Below are 23,473 nucleotides of genomic sequence, written 5' to 3'. Positions count from 1 at the left end.
AACGCTTTTCAGCCTGCGGGGGATTTTGGCTGGTATCTGCAACCGTTTTTCTTTAGGCTGTCTGCGCTTATTCTCAGGGCGGGGTGCAATTCCCCACCGGCGGTATCCCGATTGACTCGGGGAGCCCGCGAGCGCCCGACTTGGCTGATTGCCGGGTCGGGGTCAGCAGATCCGGTGAGATGCCGGAGCCGACGGTCATAGTCCGGATGAAAGAGGATAAGACAGACCTTGCCGTGTTGGCCCTTGTGGGCTGGCTGCTGCATGCCCGTCTCTGTCTGCCTTTCCATGCCCTGATTCTGGTCCTTGTCTTGTTTAGGAGTTTTACCATGAATCAGTCTCTACTCAGTGAATTCGGTGATCCCGTTGCCCGTGTCGAAACGGCCCTGTCTGCCTTGCGTGCCGGAGGCGGCGTGCTGGTGGCCGACGATGAAGATCGGGAGAACGAGGGCGACCTCATTTTCGCCGCCGAATCCATGACCAATGAACAGATGGCGCTGATGATCCGCGAGTGCTCCGGCATCGTCTGCCTCTGCCTGCCCGACGAGCGGGTTCGCCAGCTCGAACTGCCGATGATGGTGGAGGCCAACTCCAGCCACTACCAGACCGCCTTTACCGTGACCATCGAAGCGGCGCAGGGGGTCACGACCGGTGTCTCGGCGGCTGATCGCATCACCACCATCCGTGCAGCCATCGCAGACGGCGCCAAACCGGGTGATCTGCACCGCCCGGGTCATGTTTTCCCGTTGCGTGCGCGAACCGGTGGGGTGCTTACCCGCCGTGGTCATACCGAAGCGACGGTCGATCTGATGCAGCTGGCTGGTCTCAAACCGTTTGGTGTGTTGTGTGAATTGACCAAAGAAGATGGCTCGATGGCGCGTCTGCCAGACCTTGTTGCGTTCGGTCGCAAGCACCAGATGCCGGTGCTGACCATCGAGGATCTGGTGCAATATCGTCAATTGTTGTCAGAACGTACAGCCTGAGCCTCATACGAAATTGTAATAAGGCAAAAATTTGGTTAACCTTTGTCCGTGCCCCCACCACACGGCACTCATTTTTTAGACGAATCTGGACAAAAACTGTTCATTCAAAAAAAAATGAGGGTTTTAATGCATTTATCTGTGGTGGGGACTATGCAAAGTAGGATTTTTTTGTGCCATAATCACGCCGCTTGCTAAACGTCTGGCGAGTTCAAGGGAGCTTTAAAAATGAAAAAATTGTTGTTGGTAGGTGTTGTTGGTCTGTCCGCTCTGCTGGGTGGTTGCGCAAACACTAGCGAACTGGAAACTTCCGTTCAGAATCTGTCTAACAAAGTTGACCAACTGGCTCAAGATGTTAGCGCAGTTCGTGCTGATCAGTCCAAAATCGCTGCTGATGTTGCCGAAGCCAAGCAAGAAGCTATGCGTGCTAACCAGCGCATCGACAACATGGCTACTTCCTACAAGAAGTAATCCATGCGAAAAAAATGGCGCAGTTTTGCGCCATTTTTTTTTGCCTGAAATTCACCGTGTCTCCACTATTCCCACAGCAACTTATTTCCACAATACCGTCTTCGTACTTGACCCATGAGGTCATGCCGGTCTCCCGGCACTCCCCCATCATTACCAGCCAGTTCGATTCCGATCAGTAGAGCAGACTATAGAGTTTGCGACGGTAGCTCTGCGCCGCCGGTGTGCTGCCCATGGTCGCCAGAATATCGAGATAGGTCTTTCTGGCATCGCCGAATGCCAAATCCCGCTTGAGGATCTCCAGCAGCAGTCCCAACGCCTCTTCCTGACGACCAGCCTGGTTGTATTGCACCGCCAGCTCCTGAGCCAGGGCAAAATCATCAGGCTGTTCTGCATGGCGGGCTTCCAGCGCGCGCAGCTCCGGGCTGTCTGCCGCTTGCAGGGCCAGCGCCAGCCGCGAGCTCAAGGTATGGAAGTGGCCATCCTGCGCCGCCATCGGGATGGTGCCGAGGCGCTCCTGCGCTTCATCCAGCAGGTTGAGGTCGAGCGCAGCTTGAATGAGCCACAGGCTGATGTCGTGGCGTTCAGGAGCCAGCTGGTGTGCCTTGGTCAGATGGGCATAGGCGATGCTGGGCTGCTCGTCAGCCAGTGCTTGTTGCCCCTTGGCCAGCAACTCTTCCTCTTCTTTGGGGGCGAAGGCGGCGAAATACTGGCGCAGGGTGGCTTCATCCTGCGGTCCTTCGATGATCCCCTGTTCGTCAGGGCGACCCTGATGGAACAGCACCAGCGCCGGCAGGGCGCGCAGGCCGAGCTGGCTGGCCAGCGGTTGCAGCTGGGGATCGTTCATATCCACCTTGGCCAGGGTGACCTGCTCATTGGCGGGCCCAACCAGTGATTCGATCAGCGGTGTCATCCCCTGGCACTCCGGCATCTGCGGAGCATGGAAATAGATGACGACCGGCTTCTTCATGGACGCATCGATCAGTTCTGCGTGAAAATTCTGGGGAGTAATGTCGACGATCATGAGTTGGACTCTTCAGAAAGGGTGTTGAGTAACATGGGGTTAAGCGAGTGGCAATTCAAGCGCTCATCCAGCCGGTAAAAGGTCACGGGGGCTGCCGTCGCCGCGAGACTGAGCCAGCCGCTGGCAAAGGGCCAATCCTGTACCTGATAAGGGGTGTCATCGAGCCGGTTGTCGAGTTGCCATCCTTCCTCCGGGAGAAACCTTACCTTCTCCAGCCCCGCCGCTATGCCGCCACCGTGGGCTTTCAGTACCGCCTCCTTGCGTGACCAGAGTCGGTAGAAGGCACTCTCCTGCTCTTGAGCAGGCTGTGCGCAGAGCCACTCATATTCACTCTGTGCATAAAACCGGCGGGCCAGGGGGAGGGGATGATGCCGCCGTTTGCCCAGCTCGATATCCACCCCAAGCGGCCCCTGTGGGCAGAGCGCCAGTACCAGCCAGCTGCCACTGTGGCTCAGATTGAACTGCCAAGCATCATCATGCAGTCGGGGCTTGCCGTGGGGGCCGTTGCAAAATTGCAGACTGGCGGCGGGTTGTTGCAGCCGCTCGGCCAATAGCTGGCGCAGCAGGGCGCGGCTCACCAGATATTCCTGACGCCGTTCAGGATGGGTCATGGCTTGCCAGATATGCAGCTCATCGGTTGACAGCCATTCAGGCAATTGAGCAAGCAGTTCCTGGCATACCCTGGCCGGTTTTAACAAAAAAAGATCGGTTTCGATCATGATTTTTCACTTTAAAAAGGTGCTGAAACAGGGATAAAAGCCAGTTATCTATGAGGCCCAAGGCTCTTTTTGCGATTGTATATTGTTTGGGCATGATCACATTAATTATGAAAAATCGTGCATTTCCTTGCAAAAATGTGAGCTTGATAGAGATTTTCACTTGCCTCGATAGAATTCTTGGATATAGTCGGGTGCTGTTGCCTTATAAATTGCCCTTTGGGGCCGTATTTTAACAAGATTTACTATTTAGCGGGGATAAAGGATTGCGCCACCTGATGCTACTGCTGGTCGCGCTCGGAATGGTGGGTTGTGCCTCGGCACCCCAACCCGAGGTCGCGAGCAAGATCGAAGTTTCCATGGTTGAACCTGTCATCGAACCGGAAGCTTCCCAGACACCTGATGTGAATGAAATCCTGACTGTATATAAAGAGTGGCGTGGTGTTCCGTACCGGATGGGTGGCAGCAGCCAGCGAGGTATCGACTGTTCCGCCTTTGCCCGTGAAGTGTTCCGCAATGCCGTCGGTATCGAATTACCCCGCGATACCCGCTCCCAAGTCCATGAAGGGACGCGCGTTTCCAAGCAGGATCTGGTCGAGGGTGACCTGGTCTTCTTCAAAATCAATCATCGTCTCAACCACGTTGGTATCTATGTCGGCAATGGTGAATTCATCCATGCCTCGACCCGAGCTGGTGTGACGCGCTCCAAGCTGGACAGCCAATATTGGCGCAACAAGTTCTGGCAAGCTCGCCGGATCGATATCTGAGTCAGGCTGGACAAACGGCTCGCAGTACGGACTGTTTTTCCAACCTCACTTGAACCGGGCTCGATAGCCCGGTTTTTTATTGCCCTCGTTTAGACTTTCCCGAGTCAAATCACTATAGTGTGGGCCCGTTTTCTTCGGCAGGCTCAGCATGAAACCCCGCATCCCATCAGCCGGTGGCCCCAAGTCGGGCGACCGCAAATCCGGACTTCACTCCCGTAATCGCCATCAGGCGGGTTACGACTTTGAGGCGCTCTGCCTGCGAACTCCCGAATTGGCCGCTCATGTCTCTATCAATGACTACGGCACCCGCACCATCGATTTTGCTAATCCCGATGCAGTGAAGTCCCTCAATCGCGCCCTGTTGGCCCATCACTACGGGATTGCCCACTGGGACTTGCCTGCCGGTTACCTCTGCCCACCCATCCCGGGACGGGTGGACTACCTGCACTGGGCGGCCGACCTGTTGGCCGAGAGCGCAGGCCAGCTCCCTACCGGCAAGGGGGTGAGGGTGCTGGATATCGGGGTGGGGGCAAACTGCATCTATCCGCTGCTCGGCTGCCGCGAATATGGCTGGCGTTTTGTGGGATCGGATATCGATCCGGTCTCGGTCAAGGCGGCCACCCTGCTGGCCAAGAGCAACGGACTCGGCAACCAGATTGAGTGTCGTTTGCAGGGTAACCCCAACCATGTGTTTCGCGGCATCATAGGGCCGAAGGAGCGCTTCGCCCTGACGCTGTGCAATCCACCGTTCCATGCGTCGCTAGAAGAGGCGAGCAAGGGGACGGAGCGCAAGCTGCGCAATCTGGGCAAGGAGGTGACAGGCGCCCCTGTGCTTAATTTTGGCGGCCAGAAGGCTGAGCTCTGGTGCGAAGGGGGCGAGGCTGCGTTTCTGGCCAACATGATTGCCCAGAGCAAGGAGTTTGCCACTCAGTGCCTCTGGTTCAGCTCGCTGGTGTCGAAAAAAGAGAACCTGCCGGGGGCGAAAAAGGCGTTGAGCCGGGTGGGGGCGCGTCAGGTACGGGTGATCGACATGGCGCAGGGCAACAAGGTGAGCCGGATCCTCGCCTGGTCCTTTCTGGATGAAGAGGGATTGCGTCGCGGCTGGTCGAGCGCGCGCTGAGTCCCCACCACAAGGCCCGATGAGGGCCTTTTTTCATGATGAGTCTCGCGAGTTTCCCCTGCTGGCGGCATCTTTGGCAATCGATTTCCTCATTGGCAGATCGTGCTGGTTTACATGGCTTAAGTAGTTACTTCCGCCTTGGTACAGGTGTACGCCGAGATTTTTTTGCACTTACAGCTGAAACTTTAATAAAATAGGACTGGTTAGACCTCTTTACAGGCATTGAATCAAATAGGGATCGGTAGATGAAAGTTGTCGATTTTCTGAAGCGCAAGCGCGAAATTCTGGCGCAGCACCCCTTTGAGCTCAAGGATTGGCTCTCTCCGGCGATCCGCGACTACTGGCGTGAGTTTCAGCAAAAGGCACATCTTCACCCTTTGCTGGGTCGTGTGCTGGACTTGCAAGCCGAGCCCCAGAGCGAGCAGCAACAGGATGCAGCAACCGTGGCACAAGTAGCCAACGGTCAGCCTGCCGTGGCTCAGGAACCCGCTGTTGAGCTGGGGGCCGAGGCGGCCGAGCTCTATGCCGCCCTGCAGGCTCGCATTGGTGAAGAGACCCATGTCGGCGAGTGGCTGCACGTCAGCCAGCAGATGATCGATCAGTTTGCTGCAGTGACCGGGGATCACCAGTGGATCCACACCGATCCAGAGCGTGCGGCCGCCGAGTCGCCTTTCAAGACCACCATCGCCCACGGATTCCTGACCCTGGCGCTGCTGCCGCAGTTGACCGGCTCGGTCGATGAGGCCACCCCCGAGTTCCCGACCGCCCGCATGGTGGTGAACTTCGGGCTGGATCAGGTACGTTTCCCGTACCCCATCAAGGTGGACAGCAACATCCGCGCCCGCACCAAGCTGGCCCGGGTCACCCCCATCAAGGGTGGGCTGGAGCTGCTCAAAGAGATCAAGGTGGAGATCGAAGGGATCCGCCGCCCGGGTTGCGTCATCGAGTCGGTGACCCGCATCTACTTCTGAGCCCCTCATCGGCATGAATGGTGAAACGGGCCCGCTGTCGTGTGCAACGAACAGCGGGCCCGTTTTTTTGCCTGTTTGTTGCAAGGGTTGAGGCGTCAGCCATAGCGCGCCGACCCCAGCTTGATATGACTCACAAAACGGTGCGCCGTGCAGTTAGCCAGCTCTCATTTTGGCGAGTTGGCCGCGTGAGGCGATAGCATGTTATGCCACTATTGGCTTCTTACTCCCGATCCTGGAGACAATAGTGCCCATCAATAACAAGATTATTCTGCCACTGCTGCTGAGCCTCACCATCCTGCTGATCCCGACCCACTGGATCCCGCTGGAGGGGATCACCGTCATCGAGCAGCGGGTCGTGGCCATTTTCGTGCTGGCCGCCCTCTGCTGGATCCTGGAGCCCATCCCTATCTTTGCTACCTCGGTGCTGATCATCGTGCTGGAGCTGCTGCTGCTCTCCGACAAGGGGCTCTGGTTCATGACTGCCGACAAGGCTGAACCGGGGTTTGGTGAGCTGCTCAAGTCCACCGAGGTGATGGCGACCTTTGCCTCGCCGGTTATCATGCTGTTTCTCGGCGGTTTTTTCCTCGCCATTGCGGCGACCAAGTACCATCTGGACGTCAATCTGGCGCGGGTGCTGCTGCGCCCGTTCGGTCAGGATCCCCGGATCGTCATGCTGGGGCTGATGCTGATCACCGCCACCTTCTCGATGTTTATGAGCAATACCGCCACCACCGCCATGATGCTGGCCATCCTTACCCCGGTGCTGGCGGCGTTTCCCGACAAGGACCCGGCCAAAATAGGTTTTGTGCTGGCTATTCCGCTGGCGGCCAACCTCGGCGGGATCGGCACTCCCATCGGCACCCCGCCCAACGCTGTGGCTCTCAAATACCTGACCGGCGAGCATGCCATCTCGTTCGGTCAGTGGATGGGATTTGCGGTGCCCTTTGTGGTGTTGCTGTTGCTGCTTGGCTGGTTCCTGCTGGGGCGCTTCTTCCCGAGCACTCTAAAGCGGATGGATCTCAAGATTGAGGGGCGCTTTATGCAGACCCCTCGCGCCTGGGTGGTCTACCTCACCTTTATCACCACCATAGTGCTCTGGCTACTGGGGGATCTGCACGGCATGAGCTCCTACGTGGTCGCCATGATCCCGGTGGCGGTGTTCCTGACCACCGGCATCATCACCAAGGACGATCTGCACAAGATCTCCCTTGATGTGCTCTGGCTGGTCTCGGGTGGTATCGCGCTGGGGCTGGCGCTGGAGGACTCCGGGTTGGCCGAGCGGCTCATCACCCATATTCCGTTCCACGAATACTCCACGCTGGCGGTGCTGATCGGCGCCTGTCTGCTGGCAGTGGTGATGGCCAACTTCATGTCCAACACCGCGACCGCCAATCTGTTGCTGCCACTGGTGGCGGCGCTGGCGGTCAGCATGCCGGAGCTGGCCGAGTGGGGCGGCAGCCACACCCTGATCCTGGCGGTTACCATTTCGGTTTCGCTTGGAATGTCGCTGCCTATCAGTACCCCGCCCAATGCGCTGGCCCACGCCACCGGTCTGGTGGAGAGTCACCAGATGGTGCGCATCGGCGTCATCATGGGGTTGGTCGGTACCCTGTTGGCGATGGTATGGATCTACCAGATTGCCGCCTGGGGGCTGATCTAGTTACTAGTCCGTTTATCCGATAAGAAAGAGGAGCCAATTTGGCTCCTCTTCTCATAATGCTTTTACTCTTGAACCCTAGAAACTGGCCCCCAAACTGAGAAGGTGCTTGTAATCGGTTTTATTGAGAGACTGGCTGAACGGACCCACCTCTAGTTTTCCTTCTTCACGCTCAACTTCCGTACTCCACGAGAGGCGCAGATGGTCGTTGAAATAGTAGCGCATACCGATGCTGCCAGCGATATCCTGATTGAGAGTAAAATAGGGAGAGGACTGTGCTAGGTACTTGGTATAGCTCCCCTTGCTGAATAGCTCGAAGGGCTGCTGCCAGAAAGAGAGTGGCTGGCGGTAGTCCCAGCTAATCTCCCCGATGGGATAGCTGATAGTATGTGAGCTTGAAAAAAAGACACCCAGCCATTCACTGTTGCGATAGTAGGCCCGTTGCATACCCCCTTGGGCAATAAGCTCGAGCCGCCGTTTTTTATCATTCCAGAAGCGATAACCGGGGCCTGAACCAAACTCGAGTTTCAGATAGTTATCATCAAGCATGTCATATTCGGCATTGATCGAACTGCGAATGAACCAGTGCTGATCAAGGAAGTAGTCAAGGGTGGGATTCAGCTTGTAGTCATGGCTATCGGTGACTCGGTTGGTAGTCTCGTAGTTATATTCTCCTGACAGGCTGTAACGCCAGTCGAGATTGGCCACTTCAGTCGTACCGTTGACGTTGACGTTGTTGGTCTTTTTGTCGTTGTCCTTGATCTTGATGTTGAGATCGCCACTACCGGTCCAGAGCCAGGCATTGCGTTCATCCTGCTCATCCTTGAACAGGGTGAATCCACCTTTGGCGGTCGCCTTGGGTTTATCCTGTTTGTCCAGTCGCCAGCGCTTGATGGCATCCCGCTTGACGGTAACGGCACCGGTATAGGGCAAAGAGATGCGTACCGACTCATCGTCAATCTCTTCGATGGTACCGGTCAGACGATCGCCATTGTTCATCCAGAGAATGTCCTTGGCCCACAAGGAGTGAGAGGCCAACAGGAGTAGGAGGGGCAGGAATTTCATGAGGTAAGGTGACTCCGGTGCGACTCGGGCGCTGGTGACTTAGCCACTGACAAGTTGGCTGCTGATGGGGCGGGGCAGGCCATTTTTGCTCTCCAGCGCCGCCGTCACCTCATCCTGCATCACGTCAGGTGCGCTGATAAAGCTCTCTACGGCCGGTGATAGCATCAGCGGGGCGCCATTTTCAAGCTCCTCTTCGGTGCGGGAGAGCGGGGAGTGTACCTCCAGCCAGCGGCGACCATCCGGTTCGATGGCTACCTTGACCGGTTGATTGATGACCCGTACCGGCGTGCCGATCGGCACAATCTTGAACAGGGCCTCGATATCGTCAGGTCGCAGCCGGATGCAGCCTGCACTTACCCGCAGGCCAACGCCAAAATCCTTGTTGGTGCCGTGGATCAGGTAGTCGCGCTTGCCATAGCCAAGGCGCATGGCGAACTTGCCAAGGGGATTCTCCGGGCCTGGGGGCACCACGGCGGGCAGGGTGATCCCTTTTTGCTCCAGCCAGGATTTGCGCACCATGGGGCCGGGCACCCAGGTCGGGTTGGGATTCTTCTCGATGACCGTCGTGGTCATCTCGGGTGTTTCGCGGCCGATATCGCCAATCCCGATGGGCAGCACGATGACCTCGCTCTTCCCTTTGGGGAAGTAGTAGAGACGCAGTTCGGGCAGATTGATGACGATCCCCTCGCGAGGCACATCAGGCAGCAGCATCTGGGTGGGCAGCGTCAAGCGGGTACCCGGCTTGGGTAAATAGGGATCTACACCCGGATTTGCCTCAAGTAGCGCCAAAAATCCAATTTGCGTATTTTTGCCAACCAGTTCCAGATGTTCATTCTGCTGGATGATGTAATCCTCCAGCTCACCGATAAGGCGACTCCCGGCAGGTGGCAGCGGGTAGCGTTTGGCCTCTGCCGGCGCGGCGCAGAGCAGGATGGCTGCCAGCAACATGGAAAGGGCGGGCGTTAAGGGTAGGGGCTTGAGTTTCGGCAATCGCATAAGAAGATCCATCAGTTCAATCGGGGCGGAACATCATCAACACAGCCGCCAGGATGGCGCGATTGTTCCTCAATCAGCCCATGATTACCAGCTTGCCGCGCACTCGCAATGATGTGGGGATACATAGGAAACCTGCCAAAATCGGCATCACCCATAAATTTGAGCGCCAAGCAGGAAAAAGAGACGCCTCATGGCAATGGGTGAATATCACGATATGGATAATGGCCGGGTGTACGAGCGGGTGGATACAGGGCTATACAGGGCGGCCTCGCAACGCGAACATCACGCGCCGCATTGTGAGCCTGCTCCCAGATAGCTGATTCAGCCATTTGATATCTAAGAAATTTTTATTGCATCCTCGGCCCAGCTTAGGTAAAAATCTCTCCCCACGGAGAGATGCCGGAGTGGCCGAACGGGATTGACTCGAAATCAATTGTGGCAGCAATGCCACCCAGGGTTCGAATCCCTGTCTCTCCGCCACATACTAAGCCCAACCTATTGAATAGGTTGGGCTTTTTCATTATTTTACTTTTGCTGATGTACCATTCAATATGCCATCGGGTATTGACTGGCATAGAACATCACTGAACAGCGTTGGACATTATTTCATTCCAGCTCTTAGTGAAAATTTCTCTACTTTTCTCACCCTCGGGTTTGGGGCTGGTCAGCTTGGACTATCCCAGTGGATGGGAACCAGGCTCCTCTTTGGCGTGATCCTCCCGAGGATAACTCATGCCTGTTAGGGGGTTAAATGAGGCCTTTTATGCTGCAAGAGTTTGAACCGCTGTGAATTCGATTTGGATCGTTTGGTTACCAGAACGACTGCTTACCGAGCGTTTTGACCTTCTGCAGGCGGTAGTAGGGATAGGTCATGACAATCCAATCTTCCTTATCTTTATGAATGATCTTGGCAATATAGAGAAAGTCATTGTGCATCACCGAATACACATTGCTATGGAGGTCCGGATGTGGTGCTGTTCGAGTCACTCTATTTGCAATGAAAATGACAGTATCACCACGTTTCCCTAACAAGCCTTCATGTTTAAGCACCTCACCCGTGGCCTTGTCATGCACAACGCTCTTGGCATAACCAAACTTGCAGGTTGAGTAGAATGAGAAATCATCGCGCTCATATTGCTGTTGATAATCACATCCGAGCCCATTGATAAAGGGTGTTGCAGAGTAAACCAGTAATATAGCGAAACTAATCCATTTTATGGATTTGAAGCTGGCCCAGTTCTTTATCGTATCCATAGAGGTAAGTTCCTGCTGATTCACCAACGGTTTGCTCAATATACTTTATGTCGGTATCACTGAGTTCTGAATAGCCACAGAGATTTGCCTTGTTGATCTTGTTACAGTGTATTGGTGTGTCGAGAGTGGTAATGAATAATGACCATAAAGCAAGAGCCGTGAATGCACTGTAAAAAATAATATTGGCGAGAATGGAACCTGGTTTATGGACGTTTCGTTCATGAATATAATCAGGACTTATTGCTTCAATAGAGCTGTCTTGGCTAAATACATCGTCATCTATCGGCGAGTCGAGTTCAATATTTTTATTTTGGTTCACCGCAGGGTGAAATATGTATCCTTTCCGATGACGCGTTTCAATTATGGGGCCATCGGTAATTTCTGCTAACGCTTTTCTGATGTTTTTTATAGCAACGGTCAGTGAGTTTTGCTGTACAACTTTATTTGGCCAGCCTGCCTCTAGCAAAATTTCTTTCTCTACCAGCTCATCAGGCCTTTCCAGCAGACATTGCAAAACCTGAATTTCGCTGGAGCTAAGCTGGGCAATGACTGTGCCATCCCATATTAACTCTCCGCTACTTTCATTTAGCGAAATCATATTTCAGTGCCACCAGATATCAAATTATGCACCCTTTATGCGCCGTTTAAGATAATGGCTAGACATAAAATCAGGTCCGTATTGTAGCTTGTGATCACGTTTTTTCGCAATCAACTTGGGGCAATCAGCGGATAATCGCAGGGATTACGGGCTATCAAGCTTGTGAGTAATTACCTTGCTTGATGTGTCGTTGTGCTCATTTTTGCACGACGGAAACTTTGTGGCGGTGCCATTTTCGCCTGCTGCCACCGCGTCAATTGGCGAGTGAAACAGCGCTGAGTGATGTCTTGGAAACGGATGAGAATGTGCTCGCGATAGTGGAGGTCGCTGGCAGCATGGGAGAGTGCTGGGTGAGCAAAGGGTTGGTGAGCACTTCCTTGCCAGCGCTTCAACCTCATTTCTCATAATCAGGTCTGGCGCTCTGTATCTGGTCTATGGCGATGGAGGTGGTGATTAATGCTGAAAAGTATGTATTTTGTGGTTTGTTAATTCACATTTCATAGAAAAATCACACTTATTTCATGGTTTTCTCATGGTTTCGAGTGGAAACGAAAAGAGCCTGTGGCTATATTGCCGCTCGTCGAAGAGACGGGTGATCCAGAGAGACATCATGGGTTGCAACAGCACTCAGACAAGCGAAGAGCACGTCAGTGTTTCTTGTCTCTGGCGATGAGACTCTGCCCCTGCTCTGGCCCGACAACGGAAAATGTCATTTCCGTGCGGTAGCTATGGCAAATGAAAAGCAACTAGAAAACGTGGCTTGAATGAGATTCGGGAATTGTCATTGCCGTGCGGTAGCTATGGTGTTTTACAAGTAGTTGACAGCCCTGGCGTACAGACGATAGCCGCAGGGAAACTCATTGAAAATGAGAGCCACATTCTTATCTATATACCTGAGGTGTTCAAGCCAAACCCAATGTTGATACAAAGACGCAGTCCTGCAGTGGTATTGAAAGATGTCACATTCGGATTATTGATGAGGGAGTTGAAGACCCGCTTTGGAAATTATCGCATGGGGTATGCCTGGGCCTTGCTGGACCCATTGATTACTATCGCTGTATTCTGTGTCATATTCGGCATCAGGCAACGCAATGGTTTCGGTGGTGTTGAAGCTCCGGTGTTTATTGCCAGCGGTTATCTGCCATTTTTGATGTTTCTAAATACTGCCAATCGCCTGATATCAGCCGTCAGTGCTAATAAGGGGCTCTTTTGCTATCGCCAGGTCACGGCCTTTGCCACCCTGTTTTCCCGCTTTGTACTGGAGTCCATTGTAGGAGTATTGGTTGCTATTGTATTAATCCTGATTCTGGTCTGGTCTGGTTTTGATGCGATACCCGATGACCCGCTGGCGGTGATCATGGGGTATGGCACCCTGATGATCTTCTCATTGGGCCTCGGTACCCTGCTTTGCATTGTGAGCAGTCTTTCTGCCGAAGTGGACAAACTAATTCCGATCTTGATGCGTCCTCTACTCTGGATATCTGCGGTCTTTTTTCCATTAGCGGCTGTACCCCAAAATTATCAGCATCTGCTGCTCTGGAACCCGATCGTGCATGCGCTCGAATTGATCCGCAGTGGCTGGATTGCCGGTTTTCAAACCCAGGGGGGTAGCTGGAATTATCTGTTCGGTACCACCTTGATACTTCTGGCGTTTGCGATGAGTGCCTATCGCCTGAGCCACCGTCGACTGATTGCAAGTTAAAAAATGATAACCCTCGAAAATGTCAGCAAATATTACCCCACCAAATTCGGGCGTAATTATGTATTGAAGGATGTGAACTTTACGCTGCCGGGAGATAAAAATATCGGCATTCTGGGGGCTAACGGGGCAGGCAAATCCACCTTGTTGCGCCTGCTGGGCGGCATGGATATGCCCAGCCGCGGCAAGATCACCCGCCACAGTCGGGTCTCCTGGCCGCTGGCGCTGAGCGGTGGATTTCAGGGCAGCATGACGGGTCGTGAAAATACCCGTTTTATCTGCCGGATCCATGGCATTCATGACACGCGCAGGGTCGAGGAGTGGGTCAAGGGCTTTTCCGAGATAGGCCAGCACTTCGAGCTGCCCATTAAAGGCTATTCAAGCGGGATGAAGTCCAAATTCTCGTTTGCGGTCAGCATGGCGTTTGATTTTGACATCTATCTGACCGACGAGATCACCTCGGTGGGGGATGCCAGATTCAGGCAAAAGTGCATCGATGTCTTCAAGCAGAAGCGAGAGACGGCGAGCCTCATCATGGTCTCCCACGATATGAATACCCTGCGAAAGCAGTGCGACATGGGGATTGTGCTGAACAATGCCAGCCTGACCCTTTACCCCGATATTGAAGAGGCCATTGCGGTCTATCAAAAGCTATAACCACTGTTTTCACACTCATTTTTGTCACGATGCCATGTCGGTTCGCGCGATGCGGGCCACTTGCCATCCTCACTTCGGATAGTCATGAACACCAGTACCATCAAGACCCATATCGGTCGCAAGCTGCGCAAATTCAGGCGCGACCCCAAACGCTTCCTCATCGATTCCAGGGGATATCAGGTTGCCCACTTCTCATGGCAAAAGGCTGTCAGGCTGGGCAGCTTTCTCTGGGTCTTGCTCTGCTTTGGTGTGGCGACCCTCTATTACGTTGCCATCGCCAGTGATCGCTATGTCAGCGAAGCGAGCATCATCGTCAAGCAGGCAGATCAGCTCAAGATGATGCCGGATGCCCTCTCCATGCTGGGGCTGGGTGGCAGCAATCATCAGGATGTGCAGGTGCTGCATGCCCATCTGGGTTCATGGGACATGCTGCAGCGCCTCGACAAGGCGCTCGACCTCAAGGGGCACTATCAGGGCGGTCACGCTGATTGGTTATCACGTCTCTCACGGGATGCCAGCAATGAAGAGTTTCTTGCCTACTACCGTGACCATCTCACCCTGACCCTTGACGAGCTGTCGGGGATCCTGACCATCCGGCTACAGGCATTCGAGCCCGAGTATGCCCGCGAGGTGGTGGCCCTGATGCTGAAAGAGGGGGAGGGCTTTATCAACCGACTGGGCCATCAGGTCGCCCTCGAGCAGCTCACCTTTGTAGAAAGCGAGGTAGCCCGTTCCCACGAACGGTTGCAGGCCGAGCGGGACAAGATGCTGGCGTTCCAGAATCGCCACAAGCTGATGAGCCCGGAGGCAACCAGCAGCGCCATGCTGGGGTTGGTCTCGGAGCTGGAGGCCGAGTTGGTGCGCCAGGATACCGAGCTCAAGCGGCTGCAAATTTACATGAATCCCAAGGCGCCCGATGTGGTGGCGGCCAAAGACCGGGTGGAAGCGCTGACCCGCCAGTTGGCACAAGAGAAGCGGCGGCTGACCAGCAACGACGAACAGTCGCTTAACGAGGTTAATGCCGACTATCAGGCGGTACAGGTGCAGACCCAGCTGGCGGCCGACATCTACAAAACTGGGCTGGTCAGTCTGGAGCAGGCCCGAGTCGAAGCCTATCGCAAGCTCAAGCACCTGTTGGTTGTCAGTACGCCAAGTGCCGCACAGGAGGCGCAGTACCCGCGCCGCCTCTACAACCTCGCCACCATTGGCGTGCTGCTTTGCCTCTTCTATGGCCTGGTGGTAATGGGACTCGCCACCTTGCGCGAACATCAGGATTGATGGCCACTGCTACCCGCCAGCACGGGTGGCTACACCAATTGACACTCATCCTTTTCAATACCCGATGGCGCAGGGCATAAACTTGCGCCCGGCAGGAGTTTACCTTGATTTCAACGTTGTTCTCACGTACCCGTGACCCCGAACGTCACCGGCGGTTAACGTCTATCCACTTCAATCTCCGCACCACATCACTGGCGCTGGTTGTCGCATTGATGATCCCTCAGGCTTATGGACTGGAGGTCGCCCAGGAGGCGGCGCCGGTGCGCAAGGTGGTGAGCGACACCCAGACTCGCGATCCCGTCTTTGGCAACTGGCTGTTTCGCGGCGAGTTTGCCCGTGAATCGTTCAACGGGTTCAACCCCGATTACCGCATCGCCATCGGCGACAAGCTGCAAGTGCAACTGTGGGGCGGGGTCGAGTTTGAACAGAGCCTGCTGGTGGATCATCAGGGCAATATCTTTCTGCCCAAGGTCGGGCCGGTCAAGGTAGCCGGAGTGCGCAACGAGCAGCTCAATGACACCCTGCTTGGCGCCATCACCCGCGTCTATCAAAAGAACGTCAGCGTCTACGCCACCCTTGATGTGAGCCAGCCGGTCAAGATTTTCGTTACCGGCTTTGTCAATCAACCCGGCCTCTATGCCGGTCAATCGGGAGATTCCATCCTCTATTTCCTCGACAAGGCGGGTGGCATCTCTCCCGAGCGGGGCAGCTATCTGGATGTGGCGCTCAAGCGCGGTGGCAAGACCCTGCGCAATTTCAACCTCTACCAGTTTTTGCTAAACGGCAATCTGCAGCCGACCCAACTGCGTGACGGCGATACCCTGGTGGTGGCGCCGCTGCGCTATCAGAGCACGGTGCGTGGCAAGGTGGCCAATGCCAACAAGTTTGAGATGGCCACCCCTCATATGACACTGGCCGAGCTGCTGCAACTGGCCAGACCCGATGCCGATGCCACCCATATCCGGGTCAGCCGTAATCAGGGGGAAGATATCCGGATGGATAACTATCCCCTCAGTGATGCTGCTACTTTGGCTCGGATAATGGTCAGCAGCGGCGATACCGTGGAGGCCATCGCCGACAAGCGTTATGCCTCTATCGCGGTGCGGATTGAAGGGGAGCACGACAGTGAGCAGGAGGTGGTATTGCGCTACGGCGCGCGGTTGGGCGAGGTGCTCAATGGCCTGAAATTGACCCGTGATGCCGATATCAACGCCATTCAGCTCTATCGCGACTCGGTCAAGGTACGCCAGAAAGAGATGCTGGGCTCCTCCCTCAAGGCCTTTGAAGCGAGCATTCTCACCGCCCGCTCCGCCTCCGATGGTGAAGCCAGCTTGCGCAAGAGCGAGGCGGACCTGCTGATGCAGTGGGTTGCGCGGGCCAAAGAGATCGAGCCGAGCGGTCAGGTGGTGCTGGCCAACGCCCCCAATCTGGAAGAGGTACGTCTTGAACCCGGCGACATCATCCGCATTCCGCGCCAGACCAATCTGGTGATGGTGCACGGGGATGTGATGTTCCCGAACGCCATTCTGGCGGATCAGAAACGCACCGTGGCGGACTATATCAATCTGGCCGGTGGCTTTACCCAGAAGGCGAGCAACTCACGCATCCTGCTGCTGCATCGCGACGGCACCTTTAGCCAGATAGAGAAGAGCGAACTTGAAGACCGCGATATTCGCGTCACCCCGGGCGACGAGATTTTTGTCTTGCCGCAGGTTGAAACCAAATCGCTGCAAATTACCAAAGACTTTACCAGCGTGCTTTACCAGATCGCCGTCTCGGCGGGTGTGCTGGTTGCTCTGTAACGCTTGGAATAAATGCCGTATGCATATTTCATATTTAACCGTGAATGAACTATGACGGAGTTAACAAATTGGAGGCCTCCAACGATTGCGTTGGTGGCGGATGAATTTACCCGTTACAGTCTTGAACCTGATGCCAAACTGATCAACTTGACTCCTGTAAATTGGCGCTGGAAGCTTAGATTATATCGTCCAGATTATCTCTTGGTTGAATCTGCCTGGCGGGGTTATCGAGATACATGGCGTGGAAAAATCGCTTGTTATTCCGATAGGAAGAAAGATAGTGAGTTAGAGAAACTGGTTCAGCATTGCCGTAATATTGATGTGCCGACGATTTTTTGGAATAAAGAGGACCCATTCCATTTTCAACGTTTTGTTGAAACAGCACAACTATTTGACATGGTTTACACCACCGATGCCAATTCTATCTCGAAATATGAGGCATTACCCCGGCATCGGATTAAAAAAATTGGTTTAATGATGTTCGCTGCACAACCAGTTCATTATCAAAAAGGAGAGGGAAGGGCGTCGAGGCCGCTCGCTTTTATGGGGGGGTATTATGGCCAAGAACTGAATGAACGTAGTCGTCAACAAGATGAGATACTTGGGCGTTTGGCTGACGTTCCTTTGGTGATATATGACAGGTTCTGGGGGCAAGGTCAGCAAAGTTCATATCCAGAAAACCTTCAGCATCTTTGTTTACCGGCTATCAGTAATAAATTGGTTCCTGAAATTTGCCATCAATATAATATGCATCTTAACTTTAATACAGTTCAAGATTCACCAACCATGTTATCCCGCCGTATATTTGAATTGGCGTGTGCTGGCTGTGTAATTATCAGTACGCCATCGCATGCAATGCAGCAGATATTTGGCGACAACATTGCAGTTGTGACCGATGGTCAAACCGCATATGACCAATATTTGTCATTAACGAGCGACCCTGATCGTCAACATGAGATGCGTGAACAAGTCAGGAGAATAGTGCTCTCTGAACATACTTGGCAGCACAGACTGAAGCGTATTCATCACGATCTTTGTGCACAGTAACCGCCCCTTGCTAGATTTATCCGGAGTAATATATGAAATCTCGACAACGCGTATTGATTGTATTTGGTACTCGCCCTGAAGCTATAAAAATGGCGCCAATTGTTAAAGCATTCAAACGCCATAAACATGTTGAAACACGGGTTTGTGTCACGGGTCAACATAGAGAAATGCTGGATCAGGTGCTTAATCTGTTCGATATACTCCCTGAATATGATCTTGATATCATGAAACCAGGGCAGAATCTGACAGATGTAACCACTGCCATATTACAGGGGCTTGATAAAGTTTTTGCTGAATTTAAACCTACTCGGGTTTTAGTGCACGGTGATACAGCCACCTCATTTGCTGCGACACTGGCCGCTTACTACCACCGTATCGCGGTTGGCCATGTTGAAGCAGGGCTGCGTACCGGCAACATCTACTCCCCCTGGCCGGAAGAGGGGATGCGCCGCCTGACGGGCGGCATCGCCGATCAGCACTACACCCCGACTATCAACTCGTTGAAAAACCTCATCATGGAGAACATCGCACCGGAGACCATCTTCGTCACCGGTAACTCGGTGATCGACGCCCTGATTGAGGTTTCCCAGCGTATTGATAAAAACCTTGGCATGAAGGCTGAGCTGGGCGCGCGCTTCCCTTTCCTCGACCAGAGCAAGAAGCTGATCCTGGTCACCGGCCATCGTCGCGAAAACCACGGCGATGGCTTTGAGCGGATCTGTAAAGCGCTCTCCGTGCTGGCCCAGCGGGATGATGTGCAAATCGTCTATCCGGTTCACCTCAACCCCAACGTACAAGAGCCGGTAAATCGCAATCTCAAGGGGCTCGACAATGTGCATCTGATCGAGCCGCAAGATTACCTGCCGTTCGTCTATCTGATGAAGCAGAGCTACCTGATCCTGACCGATTCGGGCGGTATTCAGGAAGAGGCCCCCACCCTGGGCAAACCGGTACTGTGCATGCGAGATACCACAGAGCGACCCGCAGCAGTCAAGGCGGGAACTGTCCGTCTGGTAGGTACCTGTGATGAAACTATCGTTGCGGAAACCGTTCGCCTGCTGGATGACGAGTTGGCCTACCAGGTGATGAGCCACGCCAACAACCCCTATGGGGATGGCAGAACCAGCCAACGCATCGTTGAAGCGGTGATCGGCCTGAGCGGCGCCCTCGGTCAGCAGATTGACAGCAGCCTGCAAGTGGCCTGATTTACAGATTACAAACCTGTCTTTGGGGGCATATTTGCCCCCTGTTTTACTTTTGAGAGCACAAAATAATGAAATTCGAAACCATCTCCGTCGTTGGTCTGGGTTATATCGGTTTGCCAACTGCCGCAGTCATCGCCAGCAACGGCATTCGGGTTATCGGTGTCGATGTCAACCAGCATGCGGTAGACACCATCAACCAGGGCAAGATCCATATCGTGGAGCCGGGCCTGGAAGATCTGGTTAAACAGGCGGTGCAGGATGGCCACCTGAGTGCACACACCAGCCCGCAGAAAGCGGATGCCTTCCTGATTGCCGTGCCAACTCCGTTCAAGGGTGAAGATCACGAACCGGATCTGAAATATATCGAGAGTGCTTCCCGAGCCCTGGCGCCCATGCTGGAGAAAGGCAATCTGGTGGTACTGGAGTCCACTTCTCCGGTGGGGGCTACCGAACAGATGGCCAAATGGCTGGCCGAAGAGCGCAGCGATCTGACCTTCCCGCACACAGTGGCAGAAGGCCAGACCCCTGACATCTTTGTTGCCCACTGCCCGGAGCGCGTGTTGCCCGGCCAGGTGATCCGCGAGCTGGTGGAGAACGATCGCATCATCGGTGGTATGGACAAGGCCAGTACCGAAGCCGCCACAGAGGTCTACAAGATGTTTGTCAAGAAGGGTGAGTGCATCGCCACCGAAGCGCGCACCGCCGAGATGAGCAAATTGACCGAAAACGCCTTCCGTGACGTCAATATCGCCTTTGCCAACGAGCTGTCGCTGATTTGCGATAAGCAGGGCATCAATGTGTGGGAGCTGATCTCCCTTGCCAACCGCCACCCGCGGGTCAATATCCTGCAGCCGGGTTGCGGCGTGGGCGGCCACTGCATCGCGGTCGACCCCTGGTTTATCGTCAACCAGAATCCTGACACTGCCAAAATCATCCGCCAGGCTCGCCTGGTCAACGACTACAAGCCGCACTATGTGGTGGAGCAGGTAGAGAAAGCGGTTGCCGGTCTGAGCAATCCGAAAATTGCCTGTCTGGGTCTGGCCTTCAAACCGGATATCGACGATCTGCGTGAGAGCCCGGCACTGGATATTACCAAGACCCTGGCCAACAACCCTGCCTATCAGATTCTGGCGGTTGAACCCAATATTGAAGCGCTACCAGCCACTCTGGAAAATCGCAATAACGTCAAGCTGGCTTCTCTGTCAGATGCACTGAAACAGGCTGATGTGGTCGTGATCCTGGTCAAACACAAGCAGTTCCTTGGTCTGAACAGCAATGATATTGCCAGCCATAACCTGCTTGATTTTGTCAACGCAACTCACTAATTCCCTTAAAAAGGTGGTCGATGAATATCGGCCACCTTATGTTAAAAGAACTCAGATATGTCGACTCGACTCGCTAAAAAGAACGCTCGAAAAAATCAGCAGCCACGTCAACAAGAAAATCATCTCAACACTGTTTTTTCTATTTATGACGAACATCTCGCTCATCTCTATCGTCAACTTGCCAGAAAAACCGACAAGATTGATTGGGTCGAACAATCCTACTCTCTGCTTCCATTCGGAAAAATCAGCAATGTCGATACCGATGATGCATGGTTATTACCTGCGGATAATGATAGGGATAAAACGATAACAGTTAATGAACATGGCGTTTTTGCCATTGAGATGAATCTCACTGATGGAGATTCATTTTATCTACAAACCGGTAGCATGGATATTAACGGCCTGCCACATAATAAATACTATTGGTACATAGATGGCAGTCGTAAATATCAAGTACATCTTGATGCAATTTATGGTGAACAACGCCCAGACTGCGCCATGTTCTTTATTCAATATGATGCAGAGAAACGTATCGCCCATAAATATCAACAAGTATATAACGGCCTAAATAAAATCGAGTTTGAAACCGCCCCCGATGCTCGCTATTTCAGTATCGCCTTGCGTTTCAAAGGAAAAGGAACTCTCAGCATCAAACCACTAAAGATCCTTGCGGAAGAGATGCTGCCGGTTAACGCGATCACACTCGAAAATTGCCAATCTGAAGAAGAGATAGCCCGCATATTTGAGCTCAAAGCCAAAGTGTTGACATCTGCCTTTGAGAAACGTATTCATGCGCTGCCAGACTCCCCCATGGTTCAAAAAACCAATCTAGAGGCATTGAAGGATAAATTGGCTACTGCGCTCTATGAAAAACAGCAAGTAGAGAGGTCTCTGTATTATCGCCTTGGTAAAACATTGGCAGAAGCCAAGCGCAACAAGCTGGCTGGGCTACTGGCCTTGCCACAGAAGCTCATCAAAATTCGGGCAGCCAAGCGCAAGGGAAAATTTGAACATTCGCCCATGGACAGTTCCATCAGGCAACAGTTGCTGGAGCAGGTTGGCATTTTCAACGAAGCGCGTCCCAATGACGAGATAACCTGGCCCGCATTCGAACCTCGCGCCCGCCTGCGCAACCAGCATATCAATGTTGTCTCGATCAGCGACAAGTTCACTTACGAGTGTTTCCGCTACGAAGCCAACTTCATCCCGCTGACCAAGAAAAACTGGAAAGCCGAGATCGATGCCGCCAACCCCGTACTGTTCTTCGTCGAATCTGCCTGGAATGGCAATGATGGCGAGTGGACTTACACCATGGCCAGCTACAAGAAGCACCTTGGCGATCCACTGCGCGAAGCCATCAAGTATTGCCAGTCCAAGAACATTCCTGTTGTGTTCTGGAACAAGGAAGATCCGACCAACTACGACGTCTTTATCGATGTGGCAGCCGATTGTGACTATATCTTTACCACCGATGGCGGGATCGTGGACAAGTACAAGGCCCGTGTCGGCCACGACAAGGTTTACCCGTTAGCCTTTGCGGCGCAGCCGGCGATTCACAACCCGATCCGTGACAAACGCAAGAAACTGCCTACCTATGAAGCCTGCTTCGCCGGTAGCTGGTACAACAATGGCCATGACACCCGCCGTATTCAGACCGAGATCGTCCTCGATGGGGCCATGCATCGTGAGTTACATGTCTACGACCGTATGCTACACGCCACCCAACATCGCGAGTCCCGTATCTTCCCGGCCAAATATCAGCCATTTATTGTTGGTTCCCTCAGCTATGACCAGATGGTCACGGCCTATCGCCAGTACAAGCTGTTCCTCAATATCAACACAGTGCAAGACTCACCGACCATGTTCTCTCGTCGAGTCTTCGAAATTCTGGCTTGTGGCACACCAGTGGTATCTACTCCTTCCGATGGAATGAAGGAGATGTTAAAAGAGCACGTTTATGTAGTTGATAACAAAAATACAGCAACGGTGAAGATCGATAGTTTGCTAAATGATGAGCATAAACGTAAGTCTATAGGCCATCTAGCCTCTCGTTATATATTACAAGAACATGCATACAAGAACAGATTTGAATATATCTTCAGCAAAATTAAAAATCATGTAAAAATTAATAGCAATGAACCTCTTGTATCTATAGTTATGTGTACTAACAGGCCACATAATATAGATTTAATGATAAACAATTTCTCTCAGCAAAAATATGATAAAAAAGAGTTGATTGTTATCATAAATACTAATAATGTCAATATGGATGTCGTCAGAAATAAATTGTCAGGCATATTAAGTCATAAGTTAGTTCAGATGGCAGATGAATTTACTCTCGGAGAATGTTTAAATAAATCAATAGAGTTGTCTAGCGGCGATATTATTGCAAAATTAGATGATGACGATATCTATGGTCAACACTATATAACTGATGCCGTTCTTGCACTTGATTATTCGGGGGCAGATGTTGTAGGCAAGGACTCCCATCTTGCGTATGTAGAATCCTTAGATAAGACTTATTTGATAAGAGAAGATAAAGATTGTAGATATAGTGATTTTGTCATCGGTGCTAGCCTTGTCATAAGGAAAGATGTTTTCAATAAAATATCTTTTCATAATAAAAATAGCGGTGAAGACTCACAATTTCTCCGAGACTGCAATACAAATGGAATTTCCATATACTCCTCAGATGTTTATAATTACATTACAATAAGAAGTAAAAATATAAATAACCATACATGGAAGATAGATGATGAAAAATTCATATCAAAAGCTAAGTTTATCTGCAATGGTAAAGCTACCGATATGTATTGCATATAACACGCCATTTGCATTAAGGTTAAT

General features: G+C 52.8%; 20 protein-coding genes, 1 tRNA gene and 1 riboswitch. Of the genes, 15 read left to right on the top strand and 6 right to left on the bottom strand.

The annotated features are described in order from the left end of the window. The first annotated feature begins 65 nt into the window (after window positions 1-65). A riboswitch (FMN riboswitch) is annotated at window positions 66-222 on the top strand. A 104-nt stretch (window positions 223-326) separates the two neighbouring features. Continuing rightward, window positions 327-980 (top strand): 3,4-dihydroxy-2-butanone-4-phosphate synthase, encoded by a 654-nt coding sequence (ribB, locus tag I6L34_RS03390; protein ID WP_139428348.1) that lies wholly within the window; start codon window positions 327-329, stop codon window positions 978-980. A 225-nt stretch (window positions 981-1,205) separates the two neighbouring features. Further along, on the top strand, window positions 1,206-1,448 hold the full coding sequence (locus tag I6L34_RS03385; protein ID WP_005334342.1) for an Lpp/OprI family alanine-zipper lipoprotein: 243 nt from the start codon (window positions 1,206-1,208) through the stop codon (window positions 1,446-1,448). A gap of 172 nt (window positions 1,449-1,620) precedes the next feature. Here I6L34_RS03385 and I6L34_RS03380 read toward each other — a convergent pair whose 3' ends face one another. Both I6L34_RS03380 and I6L34_RS03375 read right to left on the bottom strand, forming a co-directional pair. Next, window positions 1,621-2,469 carry a tetratricopeptide repeat protein gene (locus I6L34_RS03380; protein ID WP_005353298.1) on the bottom strand — a complete coding sequence of 283 codons (849 nt, stop codon included), beginning with the start codon at window positions 2,467-2,469 and terminating at the stop codon, window positions 1,621-1,623. Further along, complete coding sequence (locus tag I6L34_RS03375) at window positions 2,466-3,188, bottom strand: 4'-phosphopantetheinyl transferase superfamily protein (RefSeq protein WP_058059924.1); 723 nt, start codon at window positions 3,186-3,188, stop codon at window positions 2,466-2,468. Before I6L34_RS03375 ends, I6L34_RS03380 begins: the two co-directional genes overlap by 4 nt. 275 nt (window positions 3,189-3,463) lie before the next feature. Here I6L34_RS03375 and I6L34_RS03370 point away from each other — a divergent pair, with 275 nt between their 5' ends. The 4 genes from I6L34_RS03370 to I6L34_RS03355 all read left to right on the top strand — a co-directional run bounded on the left by I6L34_RS03370 (window position 3,464) and on the right by I6L34_RS03355 (window position 7,703). Continuing rightward, window positions 3,464-3,952, top strand: a complete 489-nt coding sequence (locus tag I6L34_RS03370; RefSeq protein WP_058059925.1) for a C40 family peptidase — start codon at window positions 3,464-3,466, stop codon at window positions 3,950-3,952. Between the two features lie 148 nt (window positions 3,953-4,100). Then, window positions 4,101-5,072: a 23S rRNA (adenine(1618)-N(6))-methyltransferase RlmF gene (rlmF, locus tag I6L34_RS03365; RefSeq protein ID WP_075114925.1), complete on the top strand. Its 972-nt coding sequence runs from the start codon at window positions 4,101-4,103 to the stop codon at window positions 5,070-5,072. A gap of 245 nt (window positions 5,073-5,317) precedes the next feature. Further along, complete coding sequence (locus tag I6L34_RS03360; protein WP_058059927.1) at window positions 5,318-6,043, top strand: MaoC family dehydratase; 726 nt, start codon at window positions 5,318-5,320, stop codon at window positions 6,041-6,043. A gap of 244 nt (window positions 6,044-6,287) precedes the next feature. After that, complete coding sequence (locus I6L34_RS03355; protein WP_005334328.1) at window positions 6,288-7,703, top strand: DASS family sodium-coupled anion symporter; 1,416 nt, start codon at window positions 6,288-6,290, stop codon at window positions 7,701-7,703. Between the two features lie 75 nt (window positions 7,704-7,778). On the opposite strand, the gene I6L34_RS03350 is transcribed toward I6L34_RS03355, so the two are convergent. Then, window positions 7,779-8,765: a DUF481 domain-containing protein gene (locus tag I6L34_RS03350; RefSeq protein ID WP_075114926.1), complete on the bottom strand. Its 987-nt coding sequence runs from the start codon at window positions 8,763-8,765 to the stop codon at window positions 7,779-7,781. A gap of 39 nt (window positions 8,766-8,804) precedes the next feature. Next, on the bottom strand, window positions 8,805-9,713 hold the full coding sequence (locus I6L34_RS03345; RefSeq protein ID WP_227274381.1) for a L,D-transpeptidase family protein: 909 nt from the start codon (window positions 9,711-9,713) through the stop codon (window positions 8,805-8,807). Window positions 9,714-10,151: 438 nt separating this feature from the next. On the opposite strand from I6L34_RS03345, the gene I6L34_RS03340 reads away from it, so the two are divergent. Beyond that, window positions 10,152-10,241, top strand: a tRNA-Ser gene (locus I6L34_RS03340). 330 nt (window positions 10,242-10,571) lie between these two features. Here the strand turns inward: I6L34_RS03340 and I6L34_RS03335 are convergent. Next, window positions 10,572-11,015 carry a hypothetical protein gene (locus I6L34_RS03335; protein ID WP_026035003.1) on the bottom strand — a complete coding sequence of 148 codons (444 nt, stop codon included), beginning with the start codon at window positions 11,013-11,015 and terminating at the stop codon, window positions 10,572-10,574. Next, on the bottom strand, window positions 10,966-11,613 hold the full coding sequence (locus I6L34_RS03330) for a winged helix-turn-helix domain-containing protein (protein ID WP_075115257.1): 648 nt from the start codon (window positions 11,611-11,613) through the stop codon (window positions 10,966-10,968). The genes I6L34_RS03335 and I6L34_RS03330 overlap by 50 nt, the downstream gene beginning before the upstream one ends. Window positions 11,614-12,529: 916 nt before the next feature. On the opposite strand from I6L34_RS03330, the gene I6L34_RS03325 reads away from it, so the two are divergent. From I6L34_RS03325 to I6L34_RS03290, 8 genes are all read left to right on the top strand, one after another. Beyond that, a complete protein-coding gene (locus I6L34_RS03325) occupies window positions 12,530-13,315 on the top strand; it encodes an ABC transporter permease (protein WP_216956874.1) in 786 nt (261 codons plus the stop codon). A 3-nt stretch (window positions 13,316-13,318) separates the two neighbouring features. Beyond that, complete coding sequence (locus I6L34_RS03320) at window positions 13,319-13,969, top strand: ABC transporter ATP-binding protein (protein ID WP_058055852.1); 651 nt, start codon at window positions 13,319-13,321, stop codon at window positions 13,967-13,969. A gap of 84 nt (window positions 13,970-14,053) precedes the next feature. Further along, entirely contained in the window at window positions 14,054-15,247 is a 1,194-nt protein-coding gene (locus I6L34_RS03315) for a hypothetical protein (protein WP_058055853.1), read from the top strand. A 212-nt stretch (window positions 15,248-15,459) separates the two neighbouring features. After that, entirely contained in the window at window positions 15,460-17,049 is a 1,590-nt protein-coding gene (locus I6L34_RS03310) for a polysaccharide biosynthesis/export family protein (RefSeq protein WP_216956872.1), read from the top strand. A gap of 51 nt (window positions 17,050-17,100) precedes the next feature. Beyond that, entirely contained in the window at window positions 17,101-18,096 is a 996-nt protein-coding gene (locus tag I6L34_RS03305) for a glycosyltransferase (RefSeq protein WP_254202925.1), read from the top strand. A gap of 32 nt (window positions 18,097-18,128) precedes the next feature. Then, the gene (gene wecB / locus I6L34_RS03300; protein WP_216955651.1) at window positions 18,129-19,301 is read left to right on the top strand and encodes a non-hydrolyzing UDP-N-acetylglucosamine 2-epimerase; all 1,173 of its coding nucleotides are present in this window, start codon (window positions 18,129-18,131) and stop codon (window positions 19,299-19,301) included. Window positions 19,302-19,369: 68 nt separating this feature from the next. Continuing rightward, window positions 19,370-20,626: a UDP-N-acetyl-D-mannosamine dehydrogenase gene (gene wecC, locus I6L34_RS03295; protein WP_216955648.1), complete on the top strand. Its 1,257-nt coding sequence runs from the start codon at window positions 19,370-19,372 to the stop codon at window positions 20,624-20,626. A 57-nt stretch (window positions 20,627-20,683) separates the two neighbouring features. After that, window positions 20,684-23,449 (top strand): glycosyltransferase, encoded by a 2,766-nt coding sequence (locus I6L34_RS03290; RefSeq protein WP_216955646.1) that lies wholly within the window; start codon window positions 20,684-20,686, stop codon window positions 23,447-23,449. The last annotated feature ends 24 nt before the right edge of the window (window positions 23,450-23,473 follow it).

Origin of the sequence: Aeromonas sp. FDAARGOS 1404, from assembly GCF_019047085.1 — a bacterium.
Classification (GTDB): domain Bacteria; phylum Pseudomonadota; class Gammaproteobacteria; order Enterobacterales; family Aeromonadaceae; genus Aeromonas; species Aeromonas veronii.
The sequence above is the reverse complement of the archived record's forward strand: the minus strand, read 5'-3'. Positions and strand labels throughout refer to the sequence as shown.